Annotated in this window: 20 protein-coding genes and 1 pseudogene; 7 read left to right on the top strand and 14 right to left on the bottom strand. The window is 53.8% G+C overall.

From position 1 onward, the window contains the following. Nucleotides 1-520 precede the first annotated feature (520 nt). The 3 genes and pseudogenes from fabV to BG55_RS23400 all read right to left on the bottom strand — a co-directional run bounded on the left by fabV (nucleotide 521) and on the right by BG55_RS23400 (nucleotide 3,939). Nucleotides 521-1,717, bottom strand: coding sequence for an enoyl-ACP reductase FabV (gene fabV, locus BG55_RS07170; protein WP_034935988.1), 1,197 nt, complete (start codon nucleotides 1,715-1,717; stop codon nucleotides 521-523). A 213-nt stretch (nucleotides 1,718-1,930) separates the two neighbouring features. Next, nucleotides 1,931-3,588 (bottom strand): annotated as a pseudogene (gene eptB, locus BG55_RS07165) (kdo(2)-lipid A phosphoethanolamine 7''-transferase). A 228-nt stretch (nucleotides 3,589-3,816) separates the two neighbouring features. After that, nucleotides 3,817-3,939, bottom strand: a complete 123-nt coding sequence (locus BG55_RS23400) for a hypothetical protein (RefSeq protein WP_268745053.1) — start codon at nucleotides 3,937-3,939, stop codon at nucleotides 3,817-3,819. A gap of 283 nt (nucleotides 3,940-4,222) precedes the next feature. Between BG55_RS23400 and BG55_RS07160 the strand changes: the two genes are divergently transcribed. Beyond that, nucleotides 4,223-5,497 carry a Glu/Leu/Phe/Val family dehydrogenase gene (locus BG55_RS07160; protein WP_034935955.1) on the top strand — a complete coding sequence of 425 codons (1,275 nt, stop codon included), beginning with the start codon at nucleotides 4,223-4,225 and terminating at the stop codon, nucleotides 5,495-5,497. Nucleotides 5,498-5,714: 217 nt separating this feature from the next. On the opposite strand, the gene BG55_RS07155 is transcribed toward BG55_RS07160, so the two are convergent. The 3 genes from BG55_RS07155 to BG55_RS07145 form a co-directional block, all read right to left on the bottom strand. Then, complete coding sequence (locus tag BG55_RS07155; protein ID WP_034935954.1) at nucleotides 5,715-6,161, bottom strand: DUF441 domain-containing protein; 447 nt, start codon at nucleotides 6,159-6,161, stop codon at nucleotides 5,715-5,717. Between the two features lie 155 nt (nucleotides 6,162-6,316). Beyond that, nucleotides 6,317-6,916 (bottom strand): OspG family effector kinase, encoded by a 600-nt coding sequence (locus BG55_RS23200; RefSeq protein ID WP_034935951.1) that lies wholly within the window; start codon nucleotides 6,914-6,916, stop codon nucleotides 6,317-6,319. A gap of 359 nt (nucleotides 6,917-7,275) precedes the next feature. Next, nucleotides 7,276-7,911, bottom strand: a complete 636-nt coding sequence (locus BG55_RS07145; protein WP_034935948.1) for a hypothetical protein — start codon at nucleotides 7,909-7,911, stop codon at nucleotides 7,276-7,278. A 242-nt stretch (nucleotides 7,912-8,153) separates the two neighbouring features. Here BG55_RS07145 and hpxO point away from each other — a divergent pair, with 242 nt between their 5' ends. Further along, on the top strand, nucleotides 8,154-9,311 hold the full coding sequence (gene hpxO, locus BG55_RS07140; protein ID WP_034935945.1) for an FAD-dependent urate hydroxylase HpxO: 1,158 nt from the start codon (nucleotides 8,154-8,156) through the stop codon (nucleotides 9,309-9,311). A 76-nt stretch (nucleotides 9,312-9,387) separates the two neighbouring features. Here hpxO and xdhC read toward each other — a convergent pair whose 3' ends face one another. From xdhC to guaD, 4 genes are read right to left on the bottom strand one after another with little or no spacing between them, the layout of a single operon-like run. Then, complete coding sequence (xdhC, locus tag BG55_RS07135) at nucleotides 9,388-10,167, bottom strand: xanthine dehydrogenase accessory protein XdhC (protein WP_034935942.1); 780 nt, start codon at nucleotides 10,165-10,167, stop codon at nucleotides 9,388-9,390. Continuing rightward, complete coding sequence (gene xdhB, locus BG55_RS07130; RefSeq protein WP_034935941.1) at nucleotides 10,157-12,523, bottom strand: xanthine dehydrogenase molybdopterin binding subunit; 2,367 nt, start codon at nucleotides 12,521-12,523, stop codon at nucleotides 10,157-10,159. The genes xdhC and xdhB overlap by 11 nt, the downstream gene beginning before the upstream one ends. Beyond that, nucleotides 12,513-13,958 carry a xanthine dehydrogenase small subunit gene (xdhA, locus tag BG55_RS07125; RefSeq protein ID WP_034935940.1) on the bottom strand — a complete coding sequence of 482 codons (1,446 nt, stop codon included), beginning with the start codon at nucleotides 13,956-13,958 and terminating at the stop codon, nucleotides 12,513-12,515. The genes xdhB and xdhA overlap by 11 nt, the downstream gene beginning before the upstream one ends. Continuing rightward, entirely contained in the window at nucleotides 13,955-15,286 is a 1,332-nt protein-coding gene (gene guaD, locus BG55_RS07120; protein ID WP_034935939.1) for a guanine deaminase, read from the bottom strand. Before guaD ends, xdhA begins: the two co-directional genes overlap by 4 nt. Nucleotides 15,287-15,670: 384 nt before the next feature. On the opposite strand from guaD, the gene ydfG reads away from it, so the two are divergent. Then, complete coding sequence (gene ydfG, locus BG55_RS07115; protein ID WP_034935938.1) at nucleotides 15,671-16,417, top strand: bifunctional NADP-dependent 3-hydroxy acid dehydrogenase/3-hydroxypropionate dehydrogenase YdfG; 747 nt, start codon at nucleotides 15,671-15,673, stop codon at nucleotides 16,415-16,417. 52 nt (nucleotides 16,418-16,469) lie between these two features. Here ydfG and BG55_RS07110 read toward each other — a convergent pair whose 3' ends face one another. From BG55_RS07110 to xopJ, 4 genes are all read right to left on the bottom strand, one after another. Beyond that, the gene (locus BG55_RS07110; protein ID WP_034935936.1) at nucleotides 16,470-17,489 is read right to left on the bottom strand and encodes an SMP-30/gluconolactonase/LRE family protein; all 1,020 of its coding nucleotides are present in this window, start codon (nucleotides 17,487-17,489) and stop codon (nucleotides 16,470-16,472) included. Nucleotides 17,490-17,500: 11 nt separating this feature from the next. Then, nucleotides 17,501-18,073 carry a cupin domain-containing protein gene (locus tag BG55_RS07105; RefSeq protein ID WP_034935934.1) on the bottom strand — a complete coding sequence of 191 codons (573 nt, stop codon included), beginning with the start codon at nucleotides 18,071-18,073 and terminating at the stop codon, nucleotides 17,501-17,503. A 132-nt stretch (nucleotides 18,074-18,205) separates the two neighbouring features. Next, entirely contained in the window at nucleotides 18,206-18,532 is a 327-nt protein-coding gene (locus tag BG55_RS07100; RefSeq protein ID WP_034935987.1) for a YnfA family protein, read from the bottom strand. 587 nt (nucleotides 18,533-19,119) lie between these two features. Next, nucleotides 19,120-20,163: a YopJ family type III secretion system effector XopJ gene (xopJ, locus tag BG55_RS07095; RefSeq protein ID WP_034935933.1), complete on the bottom strand. Its 1,044-nt coding sequence runs from the start codon at nucleotides 20,161-20,163 to the stop codon at nucleotides 19,120-19,122. 436 nt (nucleotides 20,164-20,599) lie between these two features. Between xopJ and BG55_RS07090 the strand changes: the two genes are divergently transcribed. The 4 genes from BG55_RS07090 to BG55_RS07075 all read left to right on the top strand — a co-directional run bounded on the left by BG55_RS07090 (nucleotide 20,600) and on the right by BG55_RS07075 (nucleotide 24,710). Next, nucleotides 20,600-21,196, top strand: a complete 597-nt coding sequence (locus tag BG55_RS07090) for a recombinase family protein (protein ID WP_034935932.1) — start codon at nucleotides 20,600-20,602, stop codon at nucleotides 21,194-21,196. Continuing rightward, complete coding sequence (locus BG55_RS07085; protein WP_034935931.1) at nucleotides 21,189-22,841, top strand: IS481 family transposase; 1,653 nt, start codon at nucleotides 21,189-21,191, stop codon at nucleotides 22,839-22,841. The genes BG55_RS07090 and BG55_RS07085 overlap by 8 nt, the downstream gene beginning before the upstream one ends. Then, nucleotides 22,841-23,818 (top strand): ExeA family protein, encoded by a 978-nt coding sequence (locus BG55_RS07080; RefSeq protein WP_034935929.1) that lies wholly within the window; start codon nucleotides 22,841-22,843, stop codon nucleotides 23,816-23,818. The genes BG55_RS07085 and BG55_RS07080 overlap by 1 nt, the downstream gene beginning before the upstream one ends. Nucleotides 23,819-23,987: 169 nt before the next feature. Then, a complete protein-coding gene (locus BG55_RS07075) occupies nucleotides 23,988-24,710 on the top strand; it encodes a hypothetical protein (protein WP_052018729.1) in 723 nt (240 codons plus the stop codon). Nucleotides 24,711-24,965: the final 255 nt, after the last annotated feature.

Raw genomic sequence — 24,965 nt, 5'->3', positions numbered from 1 at the left:
TTTATCTCTGTTGATATCATCACCAGATTAATTTTTTACAATGGAAAAAGACCAATTATTTGCAGACAAACAGCAGAAGCGTTTGCACTGAAATAATATTTACTCAATCATAGCCAAAAAATATCTGGTGATGAAGAAAAAACAGGGTGGCGTTGTTATTTTTAACATCTGGTGAGAAATATTTCAGCAGTCATTCTCATCAGTTGCATAAGCTGCCTGATATTTAATGGTACAGATAAATAAAGATTGTGATTATTCAGGCTATTTAATTGCAGGGAAAAAGCCAGCGTTACCAGATATAAATACCGCCACTAATAAGCAAAGTAACCGATTAGTCAGGGAGATGAGATCATCATTCTGGTGACATATTTTGTTGCACTTAGATCCTCTGCGCAGGCAAATGCGCGGATGTCCTGTGCCAAAAAAAGACTGCCCCACTGAGCCGCAAGCCGACAGGCTGACTAAGTAAAAGGCAGTCCATATTATGCCATCGCGTTTTTTAGCGACGGGTTACTGTTAATTACATCTGCACCAGATGATTGATTTTGACATCGGCATTAACATCCGCGTCGTAGTCAACGCCGTCGAGGCCGAAACCAAACAGCTGCATGAACTCTTTTTTGTAGCCGACGAAATCGGTCAGTTCATTCAGGTTTTCGTTGGTGACGGTGGGCCACAGTCTGACGACTTCGTCCTGCACCGCTGGCTGCAACTCTTTGTAGTCAGCGCGCAGACGACCTACATCATCCATGACCGGGGATGCGCCGTACAGGCTCTCTTTAAACAGGCCATAGACCTGCTCAATACAGCCTTCATGGGTGCCTTTCTCTTTCATGACTTTGAACAGCAACGACAGATACAGCGGCATCACCGGGATGGCAGAACTGGCCTGAGTGACCACCGCTTTCAGCACTGATACCCGCGCATCGCCACCCTTCTCAGCCAGCGTCTCACGGATCGACAGGACACGCTTGTCGAGATCTTTTTTCGCTTCCCCGATGGAGCCGTTCCAGTAGATATCATGGGTGATTTTCTCGCCCAGATAGGTAAAGGCGGTGGTTTTCGCGCCGTCAGCCAGCACACCCGCCTCTTTCAGGCAGTCAATCCACATCTGCCAGTCGTCACCGCCCATCACCGCAACCGTACCGGCGATCTCTTCCTGCGAGGCAGGTTCCAGGGTGATGTCGGTAATGGTTTCTTTATCGGTGTTCAGACCGCGAGTGGTCAGCGATTTACCCACCGGTTTCAGCGTGGAGTTAAACACTTCGCCGGTTTTCGGATGGGTACGGCGCGGCGCGGCCAGGCTGTATACCACCAGGTCAACCTGCCCCAGATCCTGTTTAATCAGCTCAATGGTCTTCTGCTTGACTTCATCAGAGTAGGCATCGCCATTAATGCTGGTGGCATAAAGCCCTTTTGCTTCGGCAGCGGCTTCAAACGCAGCGGAGTTATACCAACCGGCGGTGGCAGGTTTACTCTCTTCTCCGGGGCGTTCGAAGAATACGCCCAGCGTATCGGCACCACAGCCAAAGGCTGCCGAGATGCGGGCCGCAAGGCCGTAACCGGTGGACGCGCCAATCACCAGAACCTTTTTCGGACCATCGGCAATGGGTCCCTGCTGAGTGACATACTCAATCTGTTTGTCAACGTTAGCTTTGCAACCCGCCGGATGGGCAGTCACACAAATAAAGCCACGGATGCGTGGTTTAATAATCATGTCAACCTCAATGGAAACTGTCTCAGTAAATTCGGGCAACAGGATACCTGCTTGTGGCGATTCAGGCAAAGATGACCACCACTTATCACTGGAGCCCGGCCAGATATCGCGGGTACGCGGTGAACCACAGGGTAAAAACGCCGCCAGCCGCGCTAATGTACCGCTGCCGATCGGCCAGTCTCCAGTCGGCAGCAGCCCGTCCTTCAGGTCATATTACTGACTGACGTGGCACCAGTTACGCAGCTGATTAATTCCACCATCCGGTGAGGTAAAGCCGCTACAGCCGAGGATGCTGTCAAACAGCTTCTCGTGAAATACCGGCGTTTTATCTTTTGCCAGCGTCTGCAACTGCCGGAATGCCGAGGCATTATCAGGCTGTTGCAGAAATTTATCCGAAGCCCAGACCATAATCGGAATTGAACGTTGCTCAATGGGCGCCTGATCGCGCGGGGTGCCATGAAAATGCATGTTTTTTGAAATCGACTCGCCGTGGTCCGATGCGTAAAACACAATGGCGTTACGGTTCCTTAACTGGTCAAAGATCTGCTTCAGCACGTAATCGGTGTAAAGCAGGCTATTGTCGTATGAGTTGATCATCTCTTCGGTGGAACAGCTGTCGTCAATGCCTTTACATTCCGGCTGATAGCGGGCGAACTCACGCGGATATCGTTCGGTATACAGATAGTGCGAACCTTTGGTATGCAGTACCACCAGATGTTTGCCCTGCGGGTGGCGATCCAGTGAATCTTTCAGTTCGCTGACCAGCGCCATATCGTCGATGGGTTTGCCGACGTTGCGCTTTTCCGACTGAATGGTTTCACGCAGCGCATAATCGTCAGCCATCACTTTGTTATAAAACCAGGCCTCGCTCTGCATGGCAAATAACTCTGAAGAGAAGCCCTGTTTTTTCAGTACGGTAAAAACGTTCATCTCTTTCAGGGTACGTTCCGGCGCTTCTGAAGCCCCGCCTTCCCTTACAAACATGCAGCGCAGTGACAGCTTGGTGGAGGTATCGCAGGAGTAGCCCTGCAAAGCCGCAAGGTGGGTTTCTTTATCAAGATAAGGCGTATTGTCACGACTGTAGCCGTAGACGCCCATATGGTCGCGGCGCGCACTTTCACCAATGACGAATACCACATACAGATCGTTAACGTCCTCAGGTGGCTGGTAAGTAAAGTGCGCTGCGGGGTCAAACAGATTACGACTGTCTTCTGCCTGGCTCCAGCTGCTGTAAGCCAGCAGTCCCATTCCGGAAAGCCGGTTTGATGGCGAGTAGCTGCCCGCCACCACACCACCGTAGCTGGCCATCATGCGGTTATGCTGTTTGTCCAGGTTCTCCTGATGGTCACCCATGACTTTCAATGGCAACCAGCAGACCAGCCCGGCGACAATCATTACCCCGCCGCGACGCAGGAAGGCCGCGCCATTTTGACGACGTATCGCCGCTTCCGGCAATGGCGTCAGCCACAGCATCAGCATCGGTAACAGACTCACCAGTACCAGCCACAGCGCAAAATTCCAGCCAACGGATTCTTTTGACAGATCCAGACTGTCGGTGGTCATTACCGCGGCAATAATGCCGTAACCAATATCGACGTTGAAAAAATCATGTAATAGCTGGCGGTCACCGAAAAAATCACCAGCAGCGAGAGCAAAATTCGAAACAGCAGACGTCCGGCCATTGAGGCCAGCAGGGTGGTAAACAGCACCAGTGAAAAGGCCGCGATCACCTCAATGGTGGTTGACAACGCGGCATCATAGTGTAGCTGGTGAAAACGGCGGAAAAAGATCGGCAGGTTTAACACTATCCCGATGTAAAAAGCGATAAAGCAGCAGACCCGGGTCTGGGTCAGAAAATGCAGTTTTTTCATCTGTGTCGTCGTTATTGTTGCAGGTGAATGTAATGCCAGAAACAGACCAGATTTGCTCTGCATACTGCCATAGCGAAAATGTTGCAAAAAATCAGACAAAGTAAAGCGCGGTGAGTTTACTCCGCCAGTGTGAAACCAGAGTGTAAACTTGTAACAAGAAATGTGAGAAAAGCGTAAAGTTCACGCTGGTATCAGCGGCGATAATCTTATTACCCCCGACTGAGTGGCTCAGCCGGTCAATCGGGTTCCTTCCGCCATGCCCTGTTGCTGGTTGCCTGTGGTCTGCGCCAGGGCATGACCGGGTTGCCATTGATAAGCTGTGATGTGATGTTCTCCACAGAAAGGCAGCATAATTTGATCACATTCAAAATTCTGAAAATTAACATAAATTCATTATTTATGCATAAAATTCGCATAAACAACAAACCCTCTCAGGCCGCACCGAATTTGTCTGGTGACAGGATAATTAATTATTCGTCGCCCCCGCGCTATTGACCCTCTGGCAGTGAAAATTCACATTAATTTAAAAAACAAAATACATAAATTTAATGATAGATTTTGTCGCGCTGGAGATACAAGCACTGAATATTTACCGGTTAAACAGAATAAATAACTAATTTAACTAAGGTTTTTTATGGATAAGCTATCTTACGTTGCTGAAGGCAGCACAACTGCCTGGTCTACCTACCTTGCTCAAATCGATCGCGTCGCCCCTTATCTTGGTGAACTCAGCCGCTGGATTGACACCCTGCGTCATCCGAAGCGCGCGCTGATAGTGGATATTCCTCTTCAGATGGACGACGGTACGATTCGCCACTTCGAAGGATTCCGCGTGCAGCACAACCTTTCCCGCGGGCCGGGCAAAGGCGGGATTCGTTACCACCCTAATGTGGATCTGAACGAAGTGATGGCGCTGTCAGCCTGGATGACCATTAAATGTGCTGCGGTCAACCTGCCCTACGGCGGAGCAAAAGGCGGGATTCGCGTCGATCCTTTTACCCTTTCCGAAGGTGAACTTGAGCGTCTCACCCGCCGTTACACCAGTGAAATTGGTCTTATTATCGGCCCGCAGAAAGATATTCCGGCACCGGATGTCGGCACCAACGCCAGGGTGATGGCGTGGATGATGGATACCTATTCAATGAATCACGGCACCACCATTACCGGGGTGGTAACAGGGAAACCGATTCATCTGGGTGGATCGCTGGGACGTGAAAAAGCGACAGGACGCGGCGTCTATATCACCGGTCTGGAGGTGGCTCGCCGCTGTAATATTGAAATTGAGGGAGCCAGAATCGCGGTACAGGGCTTTGGTAACGTCGGCAGCGAAGCCGCACGGTTATTTGTCGCCGCCGGCGCACGGGTGGTGGTGATACAGGACCATTCCGCCACGCTGTATAACGCCGACGGTATTGATTTAACCGCGCTAAGCGACTGGCAGGCCAGCAACAAGATGATTGCCGGTTTCAGCGGTGCAGAAGAGATCGCCAGTGACGACTTCTGGACGGTGCAGATGGATATCCTGATCCCGGCGGCGCTGGAAGGCCAGATTACCCGGCAGCGGGCGGAGCAACTGAGCTGTAAGCTGGTGCTGGAGGGCGCAAACGGCCCGACCTATCCTGATGCAGACGATGTGCTCAGCGCACGTGGCATTACCGTGGTGCCCGACGTGGTCTGTAATGCCGGCGGGGTTACGGTCAGTTACTTTGAATGGGTGCAGGATATGGCCAGCTTTTTCTGGAGCGAAAGCGAAATCAATGACCGGATGGACAGGATCATGACCGATGCCATGACCCACGTCTGGGAAAAGGCCAGCGAGAAAGAGTGCAGCCTGCGCACCGCCGCCTATATTGTTGCCTGCGAGCGAATTCTGATGGCACGTAAAGATCGCGGCATTTATCCGGGATAACCCTCTCACCCGGCGATACAGCGGTGTGTACAGCCGAAGAGATATCAGCGCATCCTGTTCTGCCGGGATTTTACATATCGCAATCGCAGGCCCGCTGCCCTTACTGCACAGTGCGTAACAAGGCGGGCAGAAACAGACGCTGCGGCACAGGATCGCCGCAGCGGGATGGTTAAGCATCCCCTGTTGCAGGCAGAGAAGAGAGGAGAATCGCCAGCGATTACATTTTACCGATGAGGAGTGAAACCAGGCCGGCAGCAATTAACGGCCCGACCGGTACGCCACGAAACAGAGAAACACCAATAATAGTGCCAATCAGCAAGCCACCCACCACTGACGGTTGAGAACTCATCAGCGTCACCCCGCGCCCCCCCACCCAGGAAACGAAAATTCCGACGGCAACCGCCAGCAACGATTTCCAGTGCAGGAAAGAGTGCATCAGCGTGCTGGTGGGAATGGTGCCGCTGGCAATCGGGGCCATCACGCCAATGGTCAGAATAATGATGCCCACCGTGACGCCCTGTTTTTCTATCCAGGGGAAAGTGGCACTGAGCGGCGTCATCCTCACCACGATTAACACCAGCAGGGCGATGGCAACGGTCAGGTTGTGACTGAAATAGCTGAGGCCAGCCAGCAACAGCAGGATAAACAAAGTCAGGTCAAACATGGTTTTCTCAGTAAAGCGCTAAGGTATTGAGCCTTAAGCTTAATGCGCTTTCTGTTCCCACTCTACTTTTTTGACGCGGCCCCGGGGTACATGAGGATTTCGAGCACTGCCCGGGTTCAAAATTGCAGATAAACCAGCCCTGATGGGCCATATTTTTAATCGCAGGCAAGGTATTTTTTTCTGTCAAGTAAAGAATAAAAATCATTAACACGCATCTGCAATCGTTTATCTATGTATTTTCTCTCTTCAGCACCTGCCGAGTAATAGCGCTGATATATATCCCGAAAATCAATCGGAAACAGACTGTCACTCTCTTTGTCGTATAACATATTACCTGTATTAAGATCATAATGAATCATTCCTGACTCATTTAGTTTACATATAAGCTGTAAATAAAGCCTTTCCAGATTATCGGGTATATCAGCAGTTTCGATTTCACTGAGGGGAATGCCTGGTACTCTTAACATTCTCAAATAAATTTCACCACCATCACGAATGACCAGCGAAGCATCATCGCCATAAAAAGAATTAAATAATTCGGATTCCTGTACAGCCATACTCAGTACCTCATTGTACTGATTTCCCACCAGATGATATTTTTTATACAAAATTGAGCTATTGTACTTATTTTCATACACTTCAGCTGTCGTTCCTGTGCCAATCAGTTGACCACATTCGGGGGAGGACTCAATACCCCTCGCAACGGGATTGTTTTCATTCAGCGGCTGAAATGGAGTGAAATGTTCTATTTTCATAAGTCACAATCCTGTATTGATATAAAAAATTATTTCTACAAAAAAACTGCTTCGTGATAAAAATAACAACAAAAAAGAATACGAAGACTATTTAATGCCACACCCAACGTCAATATTATATTTCCTCACCATTAACAGAAACTTTGATATTAACATTGACTTAAGGTGATTTATCGACAGAAATACAGATCATTTTTTCTGCACTATGCGATGAACCTCCGAAAATACTTCGGTGACTGAATGTTTTTTTATTTCCTCATCATGACAAAGACAGCAGCGCTGATTTCTCTCCCTGAACAGGGAGAGAGGCATACTGTTTTAATTTAACGCCCTGCGACGTAAAAACGTCTGGCAATACCTCAGGTCACCGCATCGAGCGCGGCCCGCAGGCTGGCAGAGGGTACGGTCAGCACCGGCACCGGCGAGCCGAACAGTGCCTCAGCCCCGGTCATTGAACTCTGCGCCAGCACGATGCAGCCCGGCGATTGCGCAAGACATTGCCGGGCGCTGGCGGCAATCTGCTGGTGATAGCCCGCACTGTCCTGACGGGTGAACCGCTCCCAGGCTTCCGGCACCAGCGTCACGCTGAGGCGATCGGCGGCAATGCAGGTTTCGAACAGCTGACGGGTAGACGCCAGGGTGCCAGGCGCGGTGCAGAGCACCGCAATATGGCCTTCACAGCGGGAAGCGACGCCGGCAAGCACCGCATCCACCCGCAACACCGGTTTACTGAACAGCCGGCTATCGCTGGCGACCACGCCCAGCGTGGTGCAGGTGACGATCACCACGTCCGCCTGCTGACAAAGCTGCTGTAAAATATGGCGGGTAGCTTCTGCAATCTCCCCTGTGACTTCCCCGGCGGCGGTGGCCCGGGCCAGCAGTTCGCTCTCCACATGATGTAACAGCCGAACCGCGCCAGCCCCGGCCAGGGGCAACGCCTGTTCAAATACGGCAATATTGCTCTCTGCCGCGTGCAGGCAGGCGATGATTGTCATGCTGAGATCTCCGGAACAGTGAAGGCAACACTGTGGCAAATTTCAACTGGCTTGCCAACGTCATGGAAATAATAAGTGGCAATAGTTTCACCGACACCTCACCAGCATGGTGCATTAGCCTGGGTTTATACCCTGCGATGATGAAACAAAGGTTTCAGTCACCGGTAAAACCGCGCCGGAGTGGTCATCAGCAAATGGTATGGAAATTGCTTGTTTAAGCGGATGCTCAACAGGAGAAACCGATGAAAGCAATCATAATTGGCGCCGGGATTGGCGGGCTGTCTGCCGCCATCGCCCTCAGACGTTTTGGCATTGAAACAGCGGTATTTGAAGCCGTTAAAGAGATTAAGCCGGTCGGTGCGGCTATCTCCATCTGGCCAAACGGTGTGAAATGCCTCAATTTGCTGGGGATGAAAGAGCCGCTGCGCGCCCTGGGCGGCACCATGAACAGCATGGCCTACTATGACTTTCAGCACGGGCATCCCCTTACCCGTTTCAGCCTCGATCCGCTGGTCGCAGCCTGTGGCGAGCGTCCTTATCCGGTGGCCCGCGCCGAATTGCAGGCGATGCTGCTGGCGACCTGTGGTCCTGAGCAGGTGCAGTTTGGTAAACGTGTGGCCCGGGTTGAGCAGGATGACCACGGGGTAACCGCGTGGTTTGAGGATGGCAGCGAGGCACGGGGCGATCTGCTGATTGCCTGCGACGGCACCCATTCAGTGGTGCGCAAATATGTACTGGGGCGGACGGTTGAGCGACGCTATGCCGGGTATGTTAACTGGAACGGTCTGGTGCAGATCGATGAATCGCTCGCGCCGCCGCAGCAGTGGAGTACGTTTGTCGGGGAAGGCAAACGCGTTTCTCTGATGCCCGTTGCCGGTAACCGGTTCTATTTCTTCTTCGATGTGCCGCTGCCTGCCGGGCTGGCGGAAGACCGTAATACATTACGTGACGACCTGAAACGCTATTTCCACGGCTGGGCAGAGCCGGTGCAAAGGTTGATTGAGCAAATCGATCCGCAGACCACCAATCGGGTGGAGATCCACGATATCGATCCCTTTGCACAACTGGTTAAAGGCCGGGTGGCGTTGCTTGGCGATGCCGCGCACAGCACCACGCCGGATATTGGTCAGGGCGGTTGTGCGGCGATGGAGGATGCGGTGGTGCTGGCTAACGTGTTGCAGGCCCACTCGCTGGGAATAGAAGACGCGCTGCTGCGCTACCAGCAGCAACGCGCCGACCGGGTGAAAGATCTGGTACTCAAAGCGCGTAAACGCTGCGATGTCACCCATGCCAGAGAGATGGCAACCACCCGCCAGTGGTATGAAGAACTGAAAAGTGAAACGGGGGAACGCATCATCAGCGGCATGTGCGATACCATTCTGGGTGGTCCGCTGGCCTGAAAATGTCCCGCTCCCTGAATGATCTTCAGCCGGGGCGGGATTAGAGGGTTACGCTGCTGTTGCTGTTCAGCACGCTTTACTCCCCGGCTTTTTGCTGATAGCAGGCAATAATCTCTCCGGCCACCGCCACCGCAATCTCCGCCGGTAGTTTACCCTTCACATCCGGCAGACCAATCGGGCAACGCAGGGTGTCCAGCTGCTGGCGACTGAATCCTTTCCCCTCCAGCCGGTAGTCGAAACGCGCCCGCTTGTTTTCAGAGCCGATCAGGCCAAAATAGCGATAGTCACCGCGTCGCAGGATGGCTTCGCATAACGACAGATCGCGCGGGTGATGGTGGGTCATCACCACGTAATAGCTCCCTGCAGGCATCAGACCGACCTGATCGGCGGGGTCCTCCGGACAACAAATTGTTACGCCCGCCGGTACAGAAGTAAATTGTTCCGGCCGCTCATCCACCCAGAAAACGTGACAGGGTAACGTTGACAGGAGGCTGACCAGCGCCTGACCGACGTGCCCGGCACCAAACACCGCGATTTGCGGCTGTGGCTGAAGCAGGGGTTCAAACAGCACCGTGGTCATGCCGCCACAGCACTGCCCCAGCCGCGCACCCAGATTAAAATGTTCGGTCTTTGGCTGGGTTTGCCGGGTTTGCAGCATCTCTCTGGCGGTGGCGGTACAGCTGAATTCCAGATGGCCGCCGCCGATGGTCAGCCAGCTGTTATCTGCGGTGATCACCATTTTGCTCCCCCGGTCGCGCGGCACCGATCCCTTTTCATCCAGCACGGTCAGCAGCACGCAGGGCTCACGCCGTTCGCGCAGCGAGGCCAGCACCGAAATCCAGTCATCAGTCGCCATCTTTCACCTCTGCCTGCATTTTCGCCACCCCCCAGAACACCCTTTCCGGCGTGGCGGGGGCATCCAGCAACGGATGGTGTTGATAATTGCCGACGCTGGCGACCGCATCCTGCAATGCACTCCATACCGCAATCCCCAGCATAAAGGGCGGCTCTCCCACCGCTTTCGAGTGAAATACCGTCTCCTTCGGGTTTTTTCGGTTTTCCACCAGCCGAACCCGTAAATCGGCAGGCACATCGCCAATTGCCGGGATCTTGTAGCTGGCCGGCCCGTCGGTCATCAGTCGGCCCTGTTCATTCCACACCAGTTCTTCACAGGTCAGCCAGCCCACGCCCTGCACAAATCCCCCTTCCACCTGGCCGGTATCAATGGCCGGATTCAGCGACGCACCTACATCATGCAGGATATCGGCCCGCAGCAGGCGATATTCCCCGGTCAGCGTGTCAATAATCACTTCGGCACAGGCAGCGCCAAAGGCGTAGTAATAGAAAGGCGTACCGCGCCCGGCCAGGCGGTCATAATGGATGCCGGGCACTTTATAGTAGCCGGTGGCCGACAGCGGCACCTGATTCAGCCACGCCAGCTGCGCCACATCCGCAAAGGTGAAGTGTTTCTCCCGGACTTTGACAATTCCGTTGCTGAAACCAACCTCGGCCGGGTCGCAGTCATGCAGCTGACACAACATAGCCGTCAGCCTGTCACGCAATATTTCCGCCGCATTTTGCGCCGCCTTACCGTTAAGATCGGCCCCGCTGGAGGCTGCCGTGGGCGAGGTATTCGGTACTTTCCCGGTGTCGGTTGCGGTGATCTGGATCTGACTGACGTCAATCTGGAGCACCTCCGCCACCACCTGCGCCACTTTGGTATTCAGCCCCTGGCCCATTTCGGTGCCACCGTGATTCAGTTGCACCGTGCCATCGGTGTAGATCAGGATCAGCGCCCCGGCCTGGTTGAGGAAGCTGGAAGTAAATGAGATGCCAAATTTTACCGGCGTCAGCGCCAGCCCGCGTTTAAGATACGGACTGCCCGCGTTAAAGGTGGCAATGGCCTGTCGCCGTGCGGCATAGCTGCTGCTCTGTTCCAGGTCGGCGGTCATCTCATCCAGCAGATTGTCTTCAACCTGCTGATAATAATGGGTGATATTACGTTCTTCTTTGCCGTAGTAATTACGCTTGCGCACCTCTAACGGGTCAAGCCGCAGGTGACGGGCAATGTGGTCGATAATCTGTTCAATCGCCACCATCCCCTGCGGCCCGCCAAAACCACGATAGGCGGTGTTGGAGGCGGTGTGGGTACGACAGCGGTAGCCGGTGATCAGCGCATCGCCCAGATAATAGGCGTTGTCAGCATGAAACATTGCCCGATCGACAATCGAACCGGAGAGATCCAGCGAATAACCACAGTTTGCCGCCAGGTCTATTTTCACCCCGCAAAAACGGCCCTGCCGATCGACGCCCACCTCATAGCGAACATAAAATGGATGGCGCTTGCCGGTGATACGCATATCATCCCGGCGGGACAGGCGCATTTTTACCGGCCGGTTGTTGCGTCTGGCGGCCACGGCACACAGACAGGCCACTCCGGCGGCCTGCGTCTCTTTACCGCCGAAACCGCCGCCCATCCGCCGCATATCAATGGTGACTTTGTTCATGGTGATGCCCATCACCGAGGCGACCAGCTTCTGCACCTCGGTCGGGTTCTGGGTTGACGAGAAAACCTGTAGCGACTGGTCTTCGCCGGGAATGACCATCGCCACCTGCGTTTCCAGATAGAAATGTTCCTGACCGCCAATATGAAACTCACCCTGTAACCGGTGGCTGGCCCGCGCCAGTGCGCCCGCCACATTGCCACGCTGATGAATATGTGGCTGCTGCACGAAATGCTGTTGTTCGAGCGCCTCTTTAACGTCAAGCACCGGCGTAAGCACCTCGTATTCAATCACCGCAGCCTCAGCTGCCTGTCGCGCTGCCTGAGGGCTTTCCGCCGCCACCACCAGCACAATCTGCCCGGCATACTCCACCCGATCCCGGGCCAGCAGCGGGTCGCCGGGTTCCAGCGGGCCAATGTCCAGCTCGCCCGGCACACTCTGCCAGGTTAACACCTCCACCACGCCAGGGATGGCGTAACAGGGTTCGGTATTGATATTCAGAATACGGGCATGAGCATGTTCACTCAGTCGTGGGCAAAGATGCAGCATCCCCGGCAGTTCCAGCCGATCGTCAATATAGACAGCTTCGCCACTGACGTGCTTGTCGGCGCTTTCATGCTGGTTATTTTTCCCCACGCCGGTACTGATGCCGCTGAGGTACTGGCTGGCGATCACTTCCTGGGCAACCACGGGACGATTATGGGACATAGTCAGTCACCTCCAGCAGCGACAGTTGATCGCCAAGCGCAGCGTGGTAGCGACGCAGCAGGTTTTTTGCCACCTGAAGCCGGTAATCCGCCGACGCGCGTAAATCACTCAACGGCCGGAAATCCTGCGATAAGGCGCTACAGGCCCGTTCCACCGAGCTTTGTGTCAGTGGCTTACCCACCAGCTGTTGCTCACAGTGGGTGGCGCGTTTTGGAATTTCCGCCATGCCACCAAAAGCAACGCGGGCTTCACGTACCACGCCGTCGCCATCCGTCTCCAGCAGCATGGCAGCGCACACCGCCGAAATGTCATCTTCATAGCGTTTGGAGACTTTCCAGACGCGCAAATTTTGTGACGACGTCACTTTTTTAATCCTTACCGCGCGGATAAATTCCCCCTGCCGAAGGGCTGTTTTACGGTATGAGAGGAAAAAGTCGCTGAGCGGCAGTCGGCGCAGCGATTCGCCCTGTTGCAGTTCCAGCGTGGCATTCAGCGCCAGCAGTAACGGCGGGGTGTCACCAATCGGTGAGCCGTTGGCAATATTACCGCCCAGCGTACCCTGATTGCGGATTTGCAGAGAGGCGAAACGATCAAGCAGTGCGGCAAACTGCGGAATATGCTGTTGCAAAAACGCCTGGCAGAAATGCAGTGACGCGCCTGCGCCAAGAATAATTTCGTCGTCGCTGACGTAGCACTGCTTAAGTTCTTCAATCTGCCCCAGCGCAATCATCAGCGGCAGCGCATGATGACGCTGGGTCACCTCCAGCGCCAGATCGGTGCCGCCAGCCAGCAGTTTTGCCTGAGGATGTGCCGTCAGCAGTTCGGCCAGCTGGGTCGGGGTTTTTGGCAACAGACAGCGGTTGCCGTTAAGGGCCATCTCCTGCACCTGGTCATTTTTCAGCGCCAGCAGACGCGCAACGGTAGCGGCCTCCTGCTGACGGAAACTGTCCTGCTCCGGCTGCTGGCAGGCCTGGCGCGCCGCATCGACAATTGGACGGTAACCGGTACAGCGGCACAGATTTCCCGCCAGCGCCTGTTCCGCCTGTTTGTGCTGCCAGCCATCGCTGTTTTTCTGCAAGGTAAACAGCGACATTACAAATCCCGGCGTACAGAATCCGCATTGTGAAGCATGGCAGTCCACCATCGCCTGCTGAACCGGGTGAAGTTTGTCGCCCTGCTTCAGATCTTCAACGGTAATCAGCTGCTTACCCTGCAATGCGCTGACAAAGGTCATACAGCTGTTGACCGTCTCCCACACCATCGCGTCGTTTTCCACGCGACCAAGGGTGACCGTGCAGGCACCACAGTCGCCGGATGCACAGCCCTCTTTGGTGCCACAGCGACGTTTGTTCTGACGCAGGTAATTAAGTACGGTCAGATTAGGGTCCAGTGACGCTTCCGAAACCAGCGTCTGGTTGAGCAAAAACTGGATCATGCGGCCACCCCCTTCTCCTCTGGCTGCCAGATGCACTGGCCGTTCACCCAGGTGCAGGCAATGTTACGGTCATCACCCAGCGTCATCAGGACGAACAGCTTCTCCCAGATATCACGGCTGTTGGCGAAGCGCATGCGCTGAAGCGCCGACACGCCCGGGTCCAGCACCACAAAGTCAGCCTCTTTGCCGGGCATGAAATTGCCGATACGGTTGTCCAGATCCAGCGCGTGTGCACCGCCGAGGGTGGCATGATAAAAGGCCTCACAGGCGGCCAGCTTGTACTGCTGCAACTGCCCGACCTTATAGGCTTCTCCCAGCGTCTGTAACATACTGAAGGTGGTGCCCGCCCCAACATCGGTGCCGATCCCCAGCCTGACGCCCTTCTGCCAGCAGGTTTTTAAATTGAACAACCCGCTGCCAAGAAACAGATTGGAAGTGGGGCAAAAAGCCACGGCTGACGAGGTGTGATGCAGACAATCCCACTCTTTATCTTCCAGGTGCAGGCAGTGTGCGAACAGACTGCGACGCCCGGTCAGCCGGTGCTGATGATAAACATCCAGATAGCCGTCGTGCTCCGGAAACAGCGCTTTAACCCACTCCACTTCCTGCGGGTTTTCGCTGAGGTGAGTGTGGATCCAGGTGTCGGGATACACCTCTTTTAACTGGCGGACCTTCTCCAGCAGCGCCGGTGATGAGGTGGGCGCAAAACGTGGCGTCAGCGCGTAGCCCAGGCGACCCCGGTTATGCCAGCGCTCAATCAAATCGCGGGTCTGCTGATAGCTTTGCTCCGGCGTTTCCGTCAGGTAATCCGGCGCGTTGCGGTCCATCATCACCTTTCCGGCAATCAACCGCATTCCCAGTGTCTCTGCCGCACTGAACAGCGCCTCGACCGACTGCGGATGCACGGTGCCAAATACCAGTGCGGTGGTGGTTCCATTGCTCAGTAACTGATGCAGAAAGAAAGCTGACATGCTGGCAGCATGATCCGGGCAATGGTACTGGCTTTCCACCGGGAAGGTGTAGTGTTGCAGCCACTCTAATAACTGTTCACCAAAAGCACCAATCATCTCCGTTTGAGGGTAATGGATATGGGTATCCACAAATCCGGGAACAATCAGTTTGCCGCGATAGTCCGCAAGGGGTATGGCGTCGTTAAGCAGATGCTGCCCTTCTTCCCAGCGCTGCAACGAAACAATTTCGCCGCCGTTAAGCAGCAGCAGGCCATCTTCGATAAAACGGGCATACTCCGGCAGCTGTGCCGGATCGGTGACCGTTTGTGTGACATCGAAAAAGCTGCCGCGTACAGCCTGGGTGACGGAGAGTGTCATAGTCGTTCCTTTTGAGCGCCAGTGGCGCGTCAGGTATCAGTGCAAGTAACAATGTCTTAAGTTAAGCAATTGTTATGCCACTGAGCATTTTTTAATTTTATGATTAATTATCAATACGTTATTCGATTTTTTCTCATAGCTGAAAAGACTTTCCCGCATATCCACTACGCAACCGTTTGCTGAGGATAGCAAACGGTTGCTGTGGCTGATTTCTGGCTGATGCTGCCCCGTCGCGTCCGGTCGTTGCGCCATTATCTGGCAGAGGTGCACAACCGCGCACCATTATCGTGCGCAGCTGCGCCGGGCGTTAACCTCGTGCTGACTTATCAGGCTGGCGGGAAAATGCTAAGGTGAAAAACCGCGAATGTGTTGAGGAACAGTAAGATGATTGTTTTTGTTACCGGTGCCACCGCAGGTTTTGGTGAAAGTATTACCCGCCGTTTTATCGCTCAGGGCCACAAGGTGGTCGCTACTGGTCGCCGCAGCGAGCGTTTGCAGGCGCTGAAGGATGAGCTGGGCGAAAATGTTTATACCCTGCAACTCGATGTCAGAAACCGCGCCGGAATTGATGCAGCACTGCACAGCCTGCCAGCCGAATGGCGCGATATCGATGTGCTGGTCAATAATGCCGGGCTGGCATTGGGGATGGCACCTGCGCATCAGGCCAGCATTGATGACTGGGAAGCGATGATCGACACCAATAACAAAGGCCTGGTCTTTATGACCCGTGCCATTCTGCCCGCCATGGTCGAACGTAACGTCGGACATATCATCAATATCGGCTCAACGGCGGGCAACTGGCCTTATGCCGGGGGCAACGTCTATGGCGCGACCAAAGCGTTCGTGCGTCAGTTCAGCCTGAATCTGCGCACCGACCTGCACGGCACGGCATTGCGGGTGACCGATATTGAGCCTGGCCTGGTTGGCGGTACGGAATTTTCTAACGTTCGCTTTAAAGGGGACAGTGATAAGGCTGACAGCGTCTATGACGGCACTGAACCCTTAACCGCAGAAGACGTCACTGAAGCCGTTTTCTGGGTGGCCTCACTGCCGAAACACGTCAACATTAATACGCTTGAAATGATGCCGGTAGGACAAACGCTGGCTGGTCTGAAGGTGCATAAAGCCTGATTCAGCTGCCTGCGCAGGCGCACCTGTTTTTGCTGAACAGGTGCGCTGCCGTTTACTTGTTAGCAGCAACCTCTGTGCTGTTACCAACCATTACGGGCATACGTAATACCAGACTGGCGGCGGTGACATAGAGCCAGTGGCGGTTGCCCGCATCAGTACATAATGCCAGATTTCCCGTATTGCTTGCCGGAATAAGAATTTTGCCCAGCAGCATTCCCTGCGGCGAGTACACCTGTACGCCCTCCTTGCTGCTGCTCCAGACATTGCCCTTTTCATCCACTTTGATGCCGTCCGGGATGCCAGGGGAAACCTTCGCAAAAATCCTGCCTTCTTCCAGATGCGTACCGTTAACGCGATAGGTAACAATCTGGTGCGCAAGCTTTTGATTACTGAAGTCATGCGCAATTTGTGTATCAGCAACATACAGCCGTTTACCGTCCGGGGAAAAAGCCAGGCCGTTGGGGGAATGGACTTCCGGCGTGTTCATTCGTGACAGGGTTTTGGTGTTCGTATCATAGCGATAGAGATATTCACCGTCCTGCTCAGGCTTGCCACCGTAACTTTCCGCTTTATTCAGCACGCCAAAGGTGGGATCGGTAAACCAGATCGCCCCGTCAGGGGCAACGATCACGTCATTAGGGCTGTTTAATTTTTTGCCCTGCCATGTACTGGCCAGCGTTACCCAGCGACCATCATGCTCCTGACGCAACACGGCACGTTGACCGTGTGATGCAGCAATGACCCGTCCCTGAGTATCCACCGTATGACCGTTCTGGTAGTGCGACGGGGACAGCCAGACCTCCAGCCCTTTTTGTTCAGACCAGCGCATCACTTTATTCTGCTTAACATCACTGAAGATAAAGTCACCCTGGTGCAGACAGGCCGGGCCTTCAGCCCAGACGGCCTTATCGGTTAATAACTGCGCCGTGCTGTTGCTGTTTATCAGGCTGGAGAATTCTGGCTGCTCCGCCACGATTTTTACCTGCGGTTGAGTGGCCTCAGCATGGCAGACGTTTGACAGGATGATGCCGCCCAACAGGGCAGCGGCTGACTGCTTCGCACTGAAAATCATCACTATTCCTCTTAACTGGCACAATTGCCTTTGGTCCGGGCACTGTTGGCACCGGGCTTCAGTTTTATAATTAACTGCACATTGGGTTCATTGCCCACCGTGCGCGTAATGTGACCGATATGTTGGTCATCAGCGCGCGGATGAGAGGTACTGTCGGCGTTAAACTGAACGTCGCCGGGTCCCTGAACCAGCGTGGTCCCGTCCGTGGTTTCAACTGACCACTTTCCGGACAGCGTAACGACCCACTGCGGACCCGGCGCATGATGCCAGTTGCCAACATAGCCTGGCGGAAGCACAGCCCAGGCGATGCTTTGCACCTCATCAGGTGAAACACCAATCCACTGCGGCGCTGAGGGCGGCGCATAGCTTTTATACTCCAGTCCCTCAAAACGACAGTGGCCGATGTGCGTGGTACCCTGCTCATCGGCCCAGACGGTAGCGTATTTCACCGGCGGCTGAACTTTTCCATTACTGATTGTTTGCGCCGGAGATTCTGCCTGTACAGCAGACATTTCGCCAGCAGCAAATGACAGCACAGGCAGGCAGCACAGCGCGGAAAGTATGAGTAATTGACTGTTTTTCATCCTTATTCTCTTCTGTGGCTGATTCAGAAAATAAGCGTAGACCTGAATAATCCACCACGCCTGATTTATTAATAAACCTTGATGATAAACAGCCGGGTGGAAGGCGGATGATGATACCCGGGGCGGTTATTTTCAGGCGCTTTCCCATCCCGCCACAATAATCATCATGCCGCAAAACGCCACCGTTGCGCCCAGCCAGTCGTAGTAGCTCAGTCTGACACCCTCCACCCATCGCAACCACAGCAGTGCCGTCACCACGTAGACGCCGCCGTATGCGGCATAAACCCGCCCGCTGGCCGCCGGATGCCATGTCAGCAGCCAGACGAACAGTGCCAGGCTACAGGCAGCGGGCAACAGAAGTAATGCTGAACCGCCCTTCTTCAGCCACAGCCAGGGCAGAAAACAGCCGATAATTTCGGCCAGCGCGGTAATAAAGAACAGCACCGTAGTCTTAAACAACATCCTGACCTCTCTGAAACATCAATGAGTTTGCTGCCCTGAGTGTGTGCCAGGGCTGGCTGATGATATAATAGTTCCGGCAAGGGTCGCATCCGCTGGCCGTGCGGGGAACAACCATTAAGTGTAGCGACTTGCCAACATAATCGCCTCTGCTCGCAAACATCGGGAATTCCTGCTCAGATTATCTGACAATGGAACAGACATCGTGCTCACGCTCTTTGCCAGGGTGCTCGCAAACATCCCACTCTGCCTGCAAACATCCACCACCTGCTCACATTAATTGCCAGCCTTACCCCATAGTGGGTCATTGCAGGCGAGAACCATCACGCCATCTCATACAATGTCAGTACAGTCATATAATTAAAGGGGAATTCTGATATTTAGCGGTATGAAGTCAATTGCATGCAGGGACTCAAATTCAGTAGGGTGATGAGTTCGTCATTCTGAACACAGGACAGGCATTTGAATGCTTTTCGGGAAAAAATATTATTATCTGAAAGGCCACCTGATGCGACAGAGCCATCAGGCGGCTTGTACAGCTTTAATATGTCATAGTGTCGTTTTGCCAGGGGCACAACGATTTATTGTCAGAGGTTTTCAATTGCCTTTCTAATCTTTCTGGCACGCGACGCTTCAATAGACATATTATACTGTGAACCCTCCTTCTCCACCCTGAAGTTCTGGACCCTTTGTGAAAGGGTCTCATGCGGGGCAGAGCGATTAGTAGATACATTTTTTCCCGACAGGTCGGGCTGGGCTTTCAACACATCCCTGATAGTCTGCCTTGAATGCGAATGTTTAAAGAATACTGCCGGCAAAATTTTCGTACCATCAATAAATTCCATACCGAGAGCATAATCGGAGTGTCTTCCTGATGAAAAACAGGAACCGTTATCGCGCAACTTCTCATGAAGGTCATTAAAAGTCTCGTGGTCTTTTTGATACGCTGCCAAAGCAAAATTCAGCGAAAAAATAATGCAGTCATGATGCGATTTCTGGGCATCGACTTCGATGACCGCCATTTTGCAGGAATTGGATAAATATTTGTCGATATTGTCACGTAAGGGGATATATCCTGGCAGGGTTTCGGCATGACCATTTTTATAAGTATGAGCGGTGGCAGACTCTATCACAAGCATGGTTTTTGTCTGGTCCGGATGGTTTCTCAGGTCGACAGCCACACGATGTTCAGAGTTACCGCTGAGTTTTACGATCGCCCGATATGCCCCTTCCTCATCATTATGATAAACATGACTGAGAAAGTCAGAACCGCTATTGAATACCTTAAGGTTTAGCGCCGGGAACGCATGGTTGTAAGCAGATGCCAGTGTTGAAATATTTTGAGCATCCAGATGGGTAATTTCCGCATCCGGTTTGCCCGCTTCAGCATTTTCCATAACCCGCTTTGCGTAATGAAGCAGTTCCGGCGCACTGTATTGCAGATGCCCTGAATCTATCGCCTGAGATAACTCATTGAATTTATTTCTTGCACGGTCAGGAAGGTTAGAATAAGACTCGAAATCATCCTCCTGATGTGGGATATCCTCATCATGCTGAGTTGAGCTTACGCTGGTGTGATCATGACCGTAATTTCCTTCATAGGTGGAAGGACGGGATACGCAGAGCCCCATAAAAAACCTCACTAAATAATTATTAACTGAACCTGAATGATGAGTGGCTAAAAACCCCGACTGGTTCGTAATACCTTACAAGAAATATGTGTTTACACGTTGCGTTTTCTCCCATTCTGGAAGGAGGAAAACACCTCATCCGGATGCCTTTTTTTCAGGATCCGGTTCAGGGAAGGAAAGTGGTAACCACATTTTTTAACGGGCACTGCCGCGTAAAAATCCGTGCACAAACCCTGTAGTGATTAACGGGTCGCTGAGATAACTGCCAGCTTTTCTTTAACCCATCATGACGCATAAACGAACGTTTTTGAGACATCCACACCAAGGGTGTCCTCACTCCCAAATTCCGCGACAAAACCTTCTCAAAACTGTTATTGTTACCTCTGTCGCAAAAATGCTACGCTTCCACGACTTTCGAGAACATTTAAGGGTGATTATGCGGATAGGATACGCCAGGGTCAGCACGATCGACCAGAATCCAGAACTCCAGCTGGAGGCTCTGAGACGCGCCGGTTGCGAGAAGGTGTTTACGGAGCGTGGATCCGGCTCCCGGGATGACCGACCTGAACTGAACCGCATCCTTTCCGATGTGTTACGGACTGGAGATACGTTGGTTGTCTGGAAACTTGATCGGCTGGCGCACTCACTGAAGAAGCTCATCGCGACGGCGGAAGAGCTGGAGCGGGCGGAGATCGGGCTTGTATCTCTGACCGAGAGTATCGATACGACGACGCCAGGCGGCATGCTGACCTTCCATGTATTCGGCGCTATTGCCCAATTTGAGCGCGCTCTGATCCGGGAACGGACGACGGCAGGACTGGCAGAGGCGCGACAACGTGGCCGCAAAGGCGGGCGCCCGCCCGCCATGCGCCCGGGCGACATTGCTGCCGCACGGGCCATGATGAAGGAAGGCTGCCTCCCGGTTCGCAATATTGCACAACGCATGGGCGTTTCTGTGGCCACCCTTTATCGGCATATCGGCAGGAAGGACGGCGATACACAGGCAGCCGGTGCCGGGGACGCTCATGGCTGATCGGAGAAAGCGGCCACCCGGAGAAGCCCTTATCGATATTCGGCGCCGGTTGTCGCTGCTTTCTCCCAGAGATCCGGGGCGCGTTGAGATCGTCGCGCGCGCCGCTGATGCCTACGGCGTTTCGATCTGGACACTCTATCGGGCGTTACGCGAGTTGAACCGCCCAAAATCGGTCAGGCGGGCCGACCACGGTACTTCCCGGATAGCCCCGAAGTCGGAGGTGGAAACCTATGCCGAAATCATCGCGGCCCTGAAGATCAGGACGGCAAATCGCAAGGGACGGCATATCTCCACGGCGCACGCAATAAAACTGCTTGAGGAAGACGGTGTGGAAACGCCAGACGGCCTGGTCCGGGCGCCGCCCGGATTGTTGAAACGGGCAACTGTTGACCGGCTGCTGCGTGTTTACGGACTCGACTATACGCGCGTGACCCGCCCGGTGGCCGCTGTCCGCTTTCAGGCGAGGCGCGCTAACGAACTCTGGCACTTTGACATGAGCCCGTCAGATCTGAAACAGGTCGAAAAGCCGCTCTGGATAGAGGAAGGTCGCGGTCGTCCGACGCTGATGCTGTTCTCTGTGGTCGATGATCGTTCCGGTGCATGCTATCAGGAATATCGCTGCGTCTACGGTGAGAATGCGGAAACTGCCCTGAGCTTTCTCTACAACGCTTTCGCCGCCAAACCTGAACCCGAGCTGCCGCTTCAGGGACTCCCTGCCGCGATCCATATGGACAACGGGCCGGTGAGCCGTTCCCGCGTTTTTCAGTCCGTTATGGGTAGCCTCGGCGTCAGGGTTCTTACGCATATGCCGCCTTCGGACAATGAGCGGCGCACGCCGGCCAGAGCAAAAGGCAAGGTCGAGCGACCGTTTCGCACAATCAAGGAAGTACATGAAACCCTGTACCATTTTCACAGGCCGAAGGACGAAGAGGAAGCCAATCTGTGGTTACGGCGTGCGCTGGTTACCTACAACAACGGAGAACACCGCACGGAATCTCATGCGCGCATTGAGGACTGGTTGCGACACCTTCCCTCTGATGGCGTGCGGGCCATGTGCTCATGGGAGCGGTTCTGCGCCTTTGCCCGCGAACCAGAACGGCGGACGGTTGCAGGCGATGCGACCGTATCGGTCGGGGGGGCTGCCTATGAGGTGGAGCCTGAACTTGCCGGAGAAACGGTGACTTTGCTCTGGGGTCTTTTCGATTATGAGCTGTTCGTCGAACATGAGGGGAAACGCTTTGGACCGTTCCAGCCATCGCGTGGGGCGGTCCCCCTCTTTCGTTATCGCAAATATCAGAAGAGCCGTACAGAAGAACGACTCGACAAAGTGGTGCGGTTGGCGGATCAGCTTGGACTTCCCCGTGCCGCAGTCACCGGCGGTGACCGCCCATTGCCGTCTCTGCCCCCAACCACGCTGGGACTGAGCGTACGGCGAATGCCGTTTCCGGAGCCGACGATAGAGGCCGCCTGGCCTACGGGCCTTGCAGCCCGCGCGGCGATTGTCGCCCAGCTCGGTCGCCCAATCGGTGCGATGAATGCCGTCGAACGCACCTTCATTGATGAACTGCTCGAGGAAACGCTCGATAAAGAGACGATCGCGGTCCGTATCCGCGAACGGTTTCAGATACGAAGGAGGGAAGAGTGATGCTCGCAGATGTCCAATCCAGTTACGGCCTGGAGCGACCTTTTCAGGGGGCAGGCAACTTCGAGACCGAACATCAACGGACCCTCATTCGCGAAGTTTGTGCTGCCGTCCAGACCGGCAGGCTTGTCGTGGTCTCCGGTCTGGTTGGTTCGGGGAAAACGCACCTTCTGCGCCGTATCGAGGCCGAACTGACCAAAGCTGGCAAGGTCTCGCTTGCTAAATCGCTGGCGGTCGACAAGCAGCGTACTTCGCTGCCGTCGCTGATTGAGGCCTTGTTTTATGACCTGTCACCCGGCGATCGTGCGCAGGTGAAGATCCCCAAACAGGCCGAACGGCGGGAGCGCGATTTGCGTGACCTGATGAAAAAAGGCAGACGGCCGATAGTCCTCGTGGTAGATGAAGCCCATGATCTTCACCATAAGACGTTAACGGGCCTGAAGCGGCTGATGGAGGTGGTGGCCGACGCCGGTGTCCTTCTCTCCGTGCTGCTGGTCGGGCATCCGCGTCTTCGCAATGATCTGCGGCGTCCCCAGATGGAGGAAATCGGTTACCGGACAACCACCTTTGACTATGAGGGACTCGGTGGCGCGCGGCGCGACTATGTGGCATGGCTGCTTGACGCCTGTGCGGCCGATGGAGTGAAAGTCAGCGAGCTTTTCGAAGAGGAAGCCATCGATCTCATTGCCGAACGGTTGCGCACACCGCTTCAGATCGAGATGCATCTGACCCTTGCGTTCGAGCAGGCCTTTCGCCTCGGCACCCGGCCCGTCACCGCCGAAATTGTCGAACAGGTTTTGTCGCGCGCTATCGACGATTTGGAACCGACCCTGACCCGAAACGGCTACGATGCAGCGGCTTTGATCACACAACTCAACGCGCGACCGTCCGACGTTCGCGCTTTCCTGGGGGGCACCCTTGATCCTGAACACACCCTCGAGCTGACAGAGAAATTGCGACAGGCAGGCGTCCCCATTTAACCCTGAACTCACATTAATTGCCAATGGCGTTGTTCATTAAAGAAGACATACTCACCCGTGAGATGAACTGTCCGCCTCTATTTTGCAACAATGTCTTTTGAATTCCTCTGTCTGGAACTAAATGTTTGGTTAACCACTAATAAAAACCATCAAAACAGTGAGGTTAACCATGTTTCATACAGTAGGTCAGACAAACCGCATTCAGTCCTCCCAGGTAAATGCCAGCACCAGCATTGACTCTAATATCAAAATTAATCCGTCGGTAAACGATCCTGTTTATGCGCTGGCAAACCTTTTTCAGGATAGCAAGCTTGTCTATCTGGGCGACACCCATGGCAAGCTTGCGATTCCTGAGTTTGTAGGTCATGCAATTCCAGAGTTGAAAAGGGCAGGGGTAGATCTGTTGGCGGTGGAGTTTGTTAAGTACAGAGATAACGCATTGTTTCGGGAAGCTCTGGATCATGGAAAAACCGCAGTAAAAAACCTCATCATGAATGCCTGGTCAAAACACGGCGAGGAATGGGTAGATAAAGTTGCAGGGGCGCTTCATAAGGCGCATGAAGCCGGTATTGCCCTGGCAGGTATTGATCGTCATATACCCGGTGACACGCCAAAAAAACCTCTGGATGCAATAAAATATTTGAACAAGCGACTGGCGCTGAATGCTGTGTGGGATGCTGCAACAGAAAAGGAAGAGCGTGCTATTGGCGCTTTTAAGACTCTGGTCTGGGGGGGTGCCACTCATTTTCGCCATAGCCGCGAGCAGGGGCCAAAGGATATGCGCCCAGGACCGGTTATTTCCTTTAATGTAAGCAGCGCTAATGAGAATGCTGGTTGTTCACTAAACGATAAAGATGATAACAGCCATTTGGTTATTCATTTACCGGCCTGAAATTGTATTAGTCGAGATTAGATCTTAAAAGGTTGAGAGTTACCGGTTTTGATATGGGTGTCGAATCCTTATAAAAAAATGAGGTAACTCTCCTGCTTCATACCAACAATCCCATCATTAAACATAAAGCTGGCCTGCCTGGGATAGTGACCGGGTAGCTGCGATAACTGCCACATTGGCAATTAAAGTGAGCAGACGACGGATGTTTGCGAGCAGGGTCGGATGTTTGCGAGCACCCTGGCAGAGAGCGTGAGC

It is taken from the genome of Erwinia mallotivora, from assembly GCF_000590885.1.
Classification (GTDB): Bacteria; Pseudomonadota; Gammaproteobacteria; order Enterobacterales; family Enterobacteriaceae; genus Erwinia; species Erwinia mallotivora.
This window is presented reverse-complemented; position numbering and strand designations above follow the sequence as displayed.

Coding starts and splice junctions, on each gene's coding strand:
- fabV (WP_034935988.1), bottom strand. CDS start 1,717: ATGATTATTAAACCACGCATCCGTGGCTTTATTTGTGTGACTGCCCAT.
- BG55_RS07160 (WP_034935955.1), top strand. CDS start 4,223: ATGGATAAGCTATCTTACGTTGCTGAAGGCAGCACAACTGCCTGGTCT.
- BG55_RS07155 (WP_034935954.1), bottom strand. CDS start 6,161: ATGTTTGACCTGACTTTGTTTATCCTGCTGTTGCTGGCTGGCCTCAGC.
- BG55_RS23400 (WP_268745053.1), bottom strand. CDS start 3,939: ATGCTGCCTTTCTGTGGAGAACATCACATCACAGCTTATCAATGGCAA.
- xopJ (WP_034935933.1), bottom strand. CDS start 20,163: ATGGGGCTCTGCGTATCCCGTCCTTCCACCTATGAAGGAAATTACGGT.
- BG55_RS07105 (WP_034935934.1), bottom strand. CDS start 18,073: ATGAAAAACAGTCAATTACTCATACTTTCCGCGCTGTGCTGCCTGCCT.
- BG55_RS07090 (WP_034935932.1), top strand. CDS start 20,600: ATGCGGATAGGATACGCCAGGGTCAGCACGATCGACCAGAATCCAGAA.
- BG55_RS07110 (WP_034935936.1), bottom strand. CDS start 17,489: ATGATTTTCAGTGCGAAGCAGTCAGCCGCTGCCCTGTTGGGCGGCATC.
- BG55_RS07145 (WP_034935948.1), bottom strand. CDS start 7,911: ATGACAATCATCGCCTGCCTGCACGCGGCAGAGAGCAATATTGCCGTA.
- xdhC (WP_034935942.1), bottom strand. CDS start 10,167: ATGGCGACTGATGACTGGATTTCGGTGCTGGCCTCGCTGCGCGAACGG.
- xdhB (WP_034935941.1), bottom strand. CDS start 12,523: ATGTCCCATAATCGTCCCGTGGTTGCCCAGGAAGTGATCGCCAGCCAG.
- hpxO (WP_034935945.1), top strand. CDS start 8,154: ATGAAAGCAATCATAATTGGCGCCGGGATTGGCGGGCTGTCTGCCGCC.
- BG55_RS07080 (WP_034935929.1), top strand. CDS start 22,841: ATGCTCGCAGATGTCCAATCCAGTTACGGCCTGGAGCGACCTTTTCAG.
- xdhA (WP_034935940.1), bottom strand. CDS start 13,958: ATGATCCAGTTTTTGCTCAACCAGACGCTGGTTTCGGAAGCGTCACTG.
- BG55_RS23200 (WP_034935951.1), bottom strand. CDS start 6,916: ATGAAAATAGAACATTTCACTCCATTTCAGCCGCTGAATGAAAACAAT.
- ydfG (WP_034935938.1), top strand. CDS start 15,671: ATGATTGTTTTTGTTACCGGTGCCACCGCAGGTTTTGGTGAAAGTATT.
- BG55_RS07075 (WP_052018729.1), top strand. CDS start 23,988: ATGTTTCATACAGTAGGTCAGACAAACCGCATTCAGTCCTCCCAGGTA.
- guaD (WP_034935939.1), bottom strand. CDS start 15,286: ATGACACTCTCCGTCACCCAGGCTGTACGCGGCAGCTTTTTCGATGTC.
- BG55_RS07085 (WP_034935931.1), top strand. CDS start 21,189: ATGGCTGATCGGAGAAAGCGGCCACCCGGAGAAGCCCTTATCGATATT.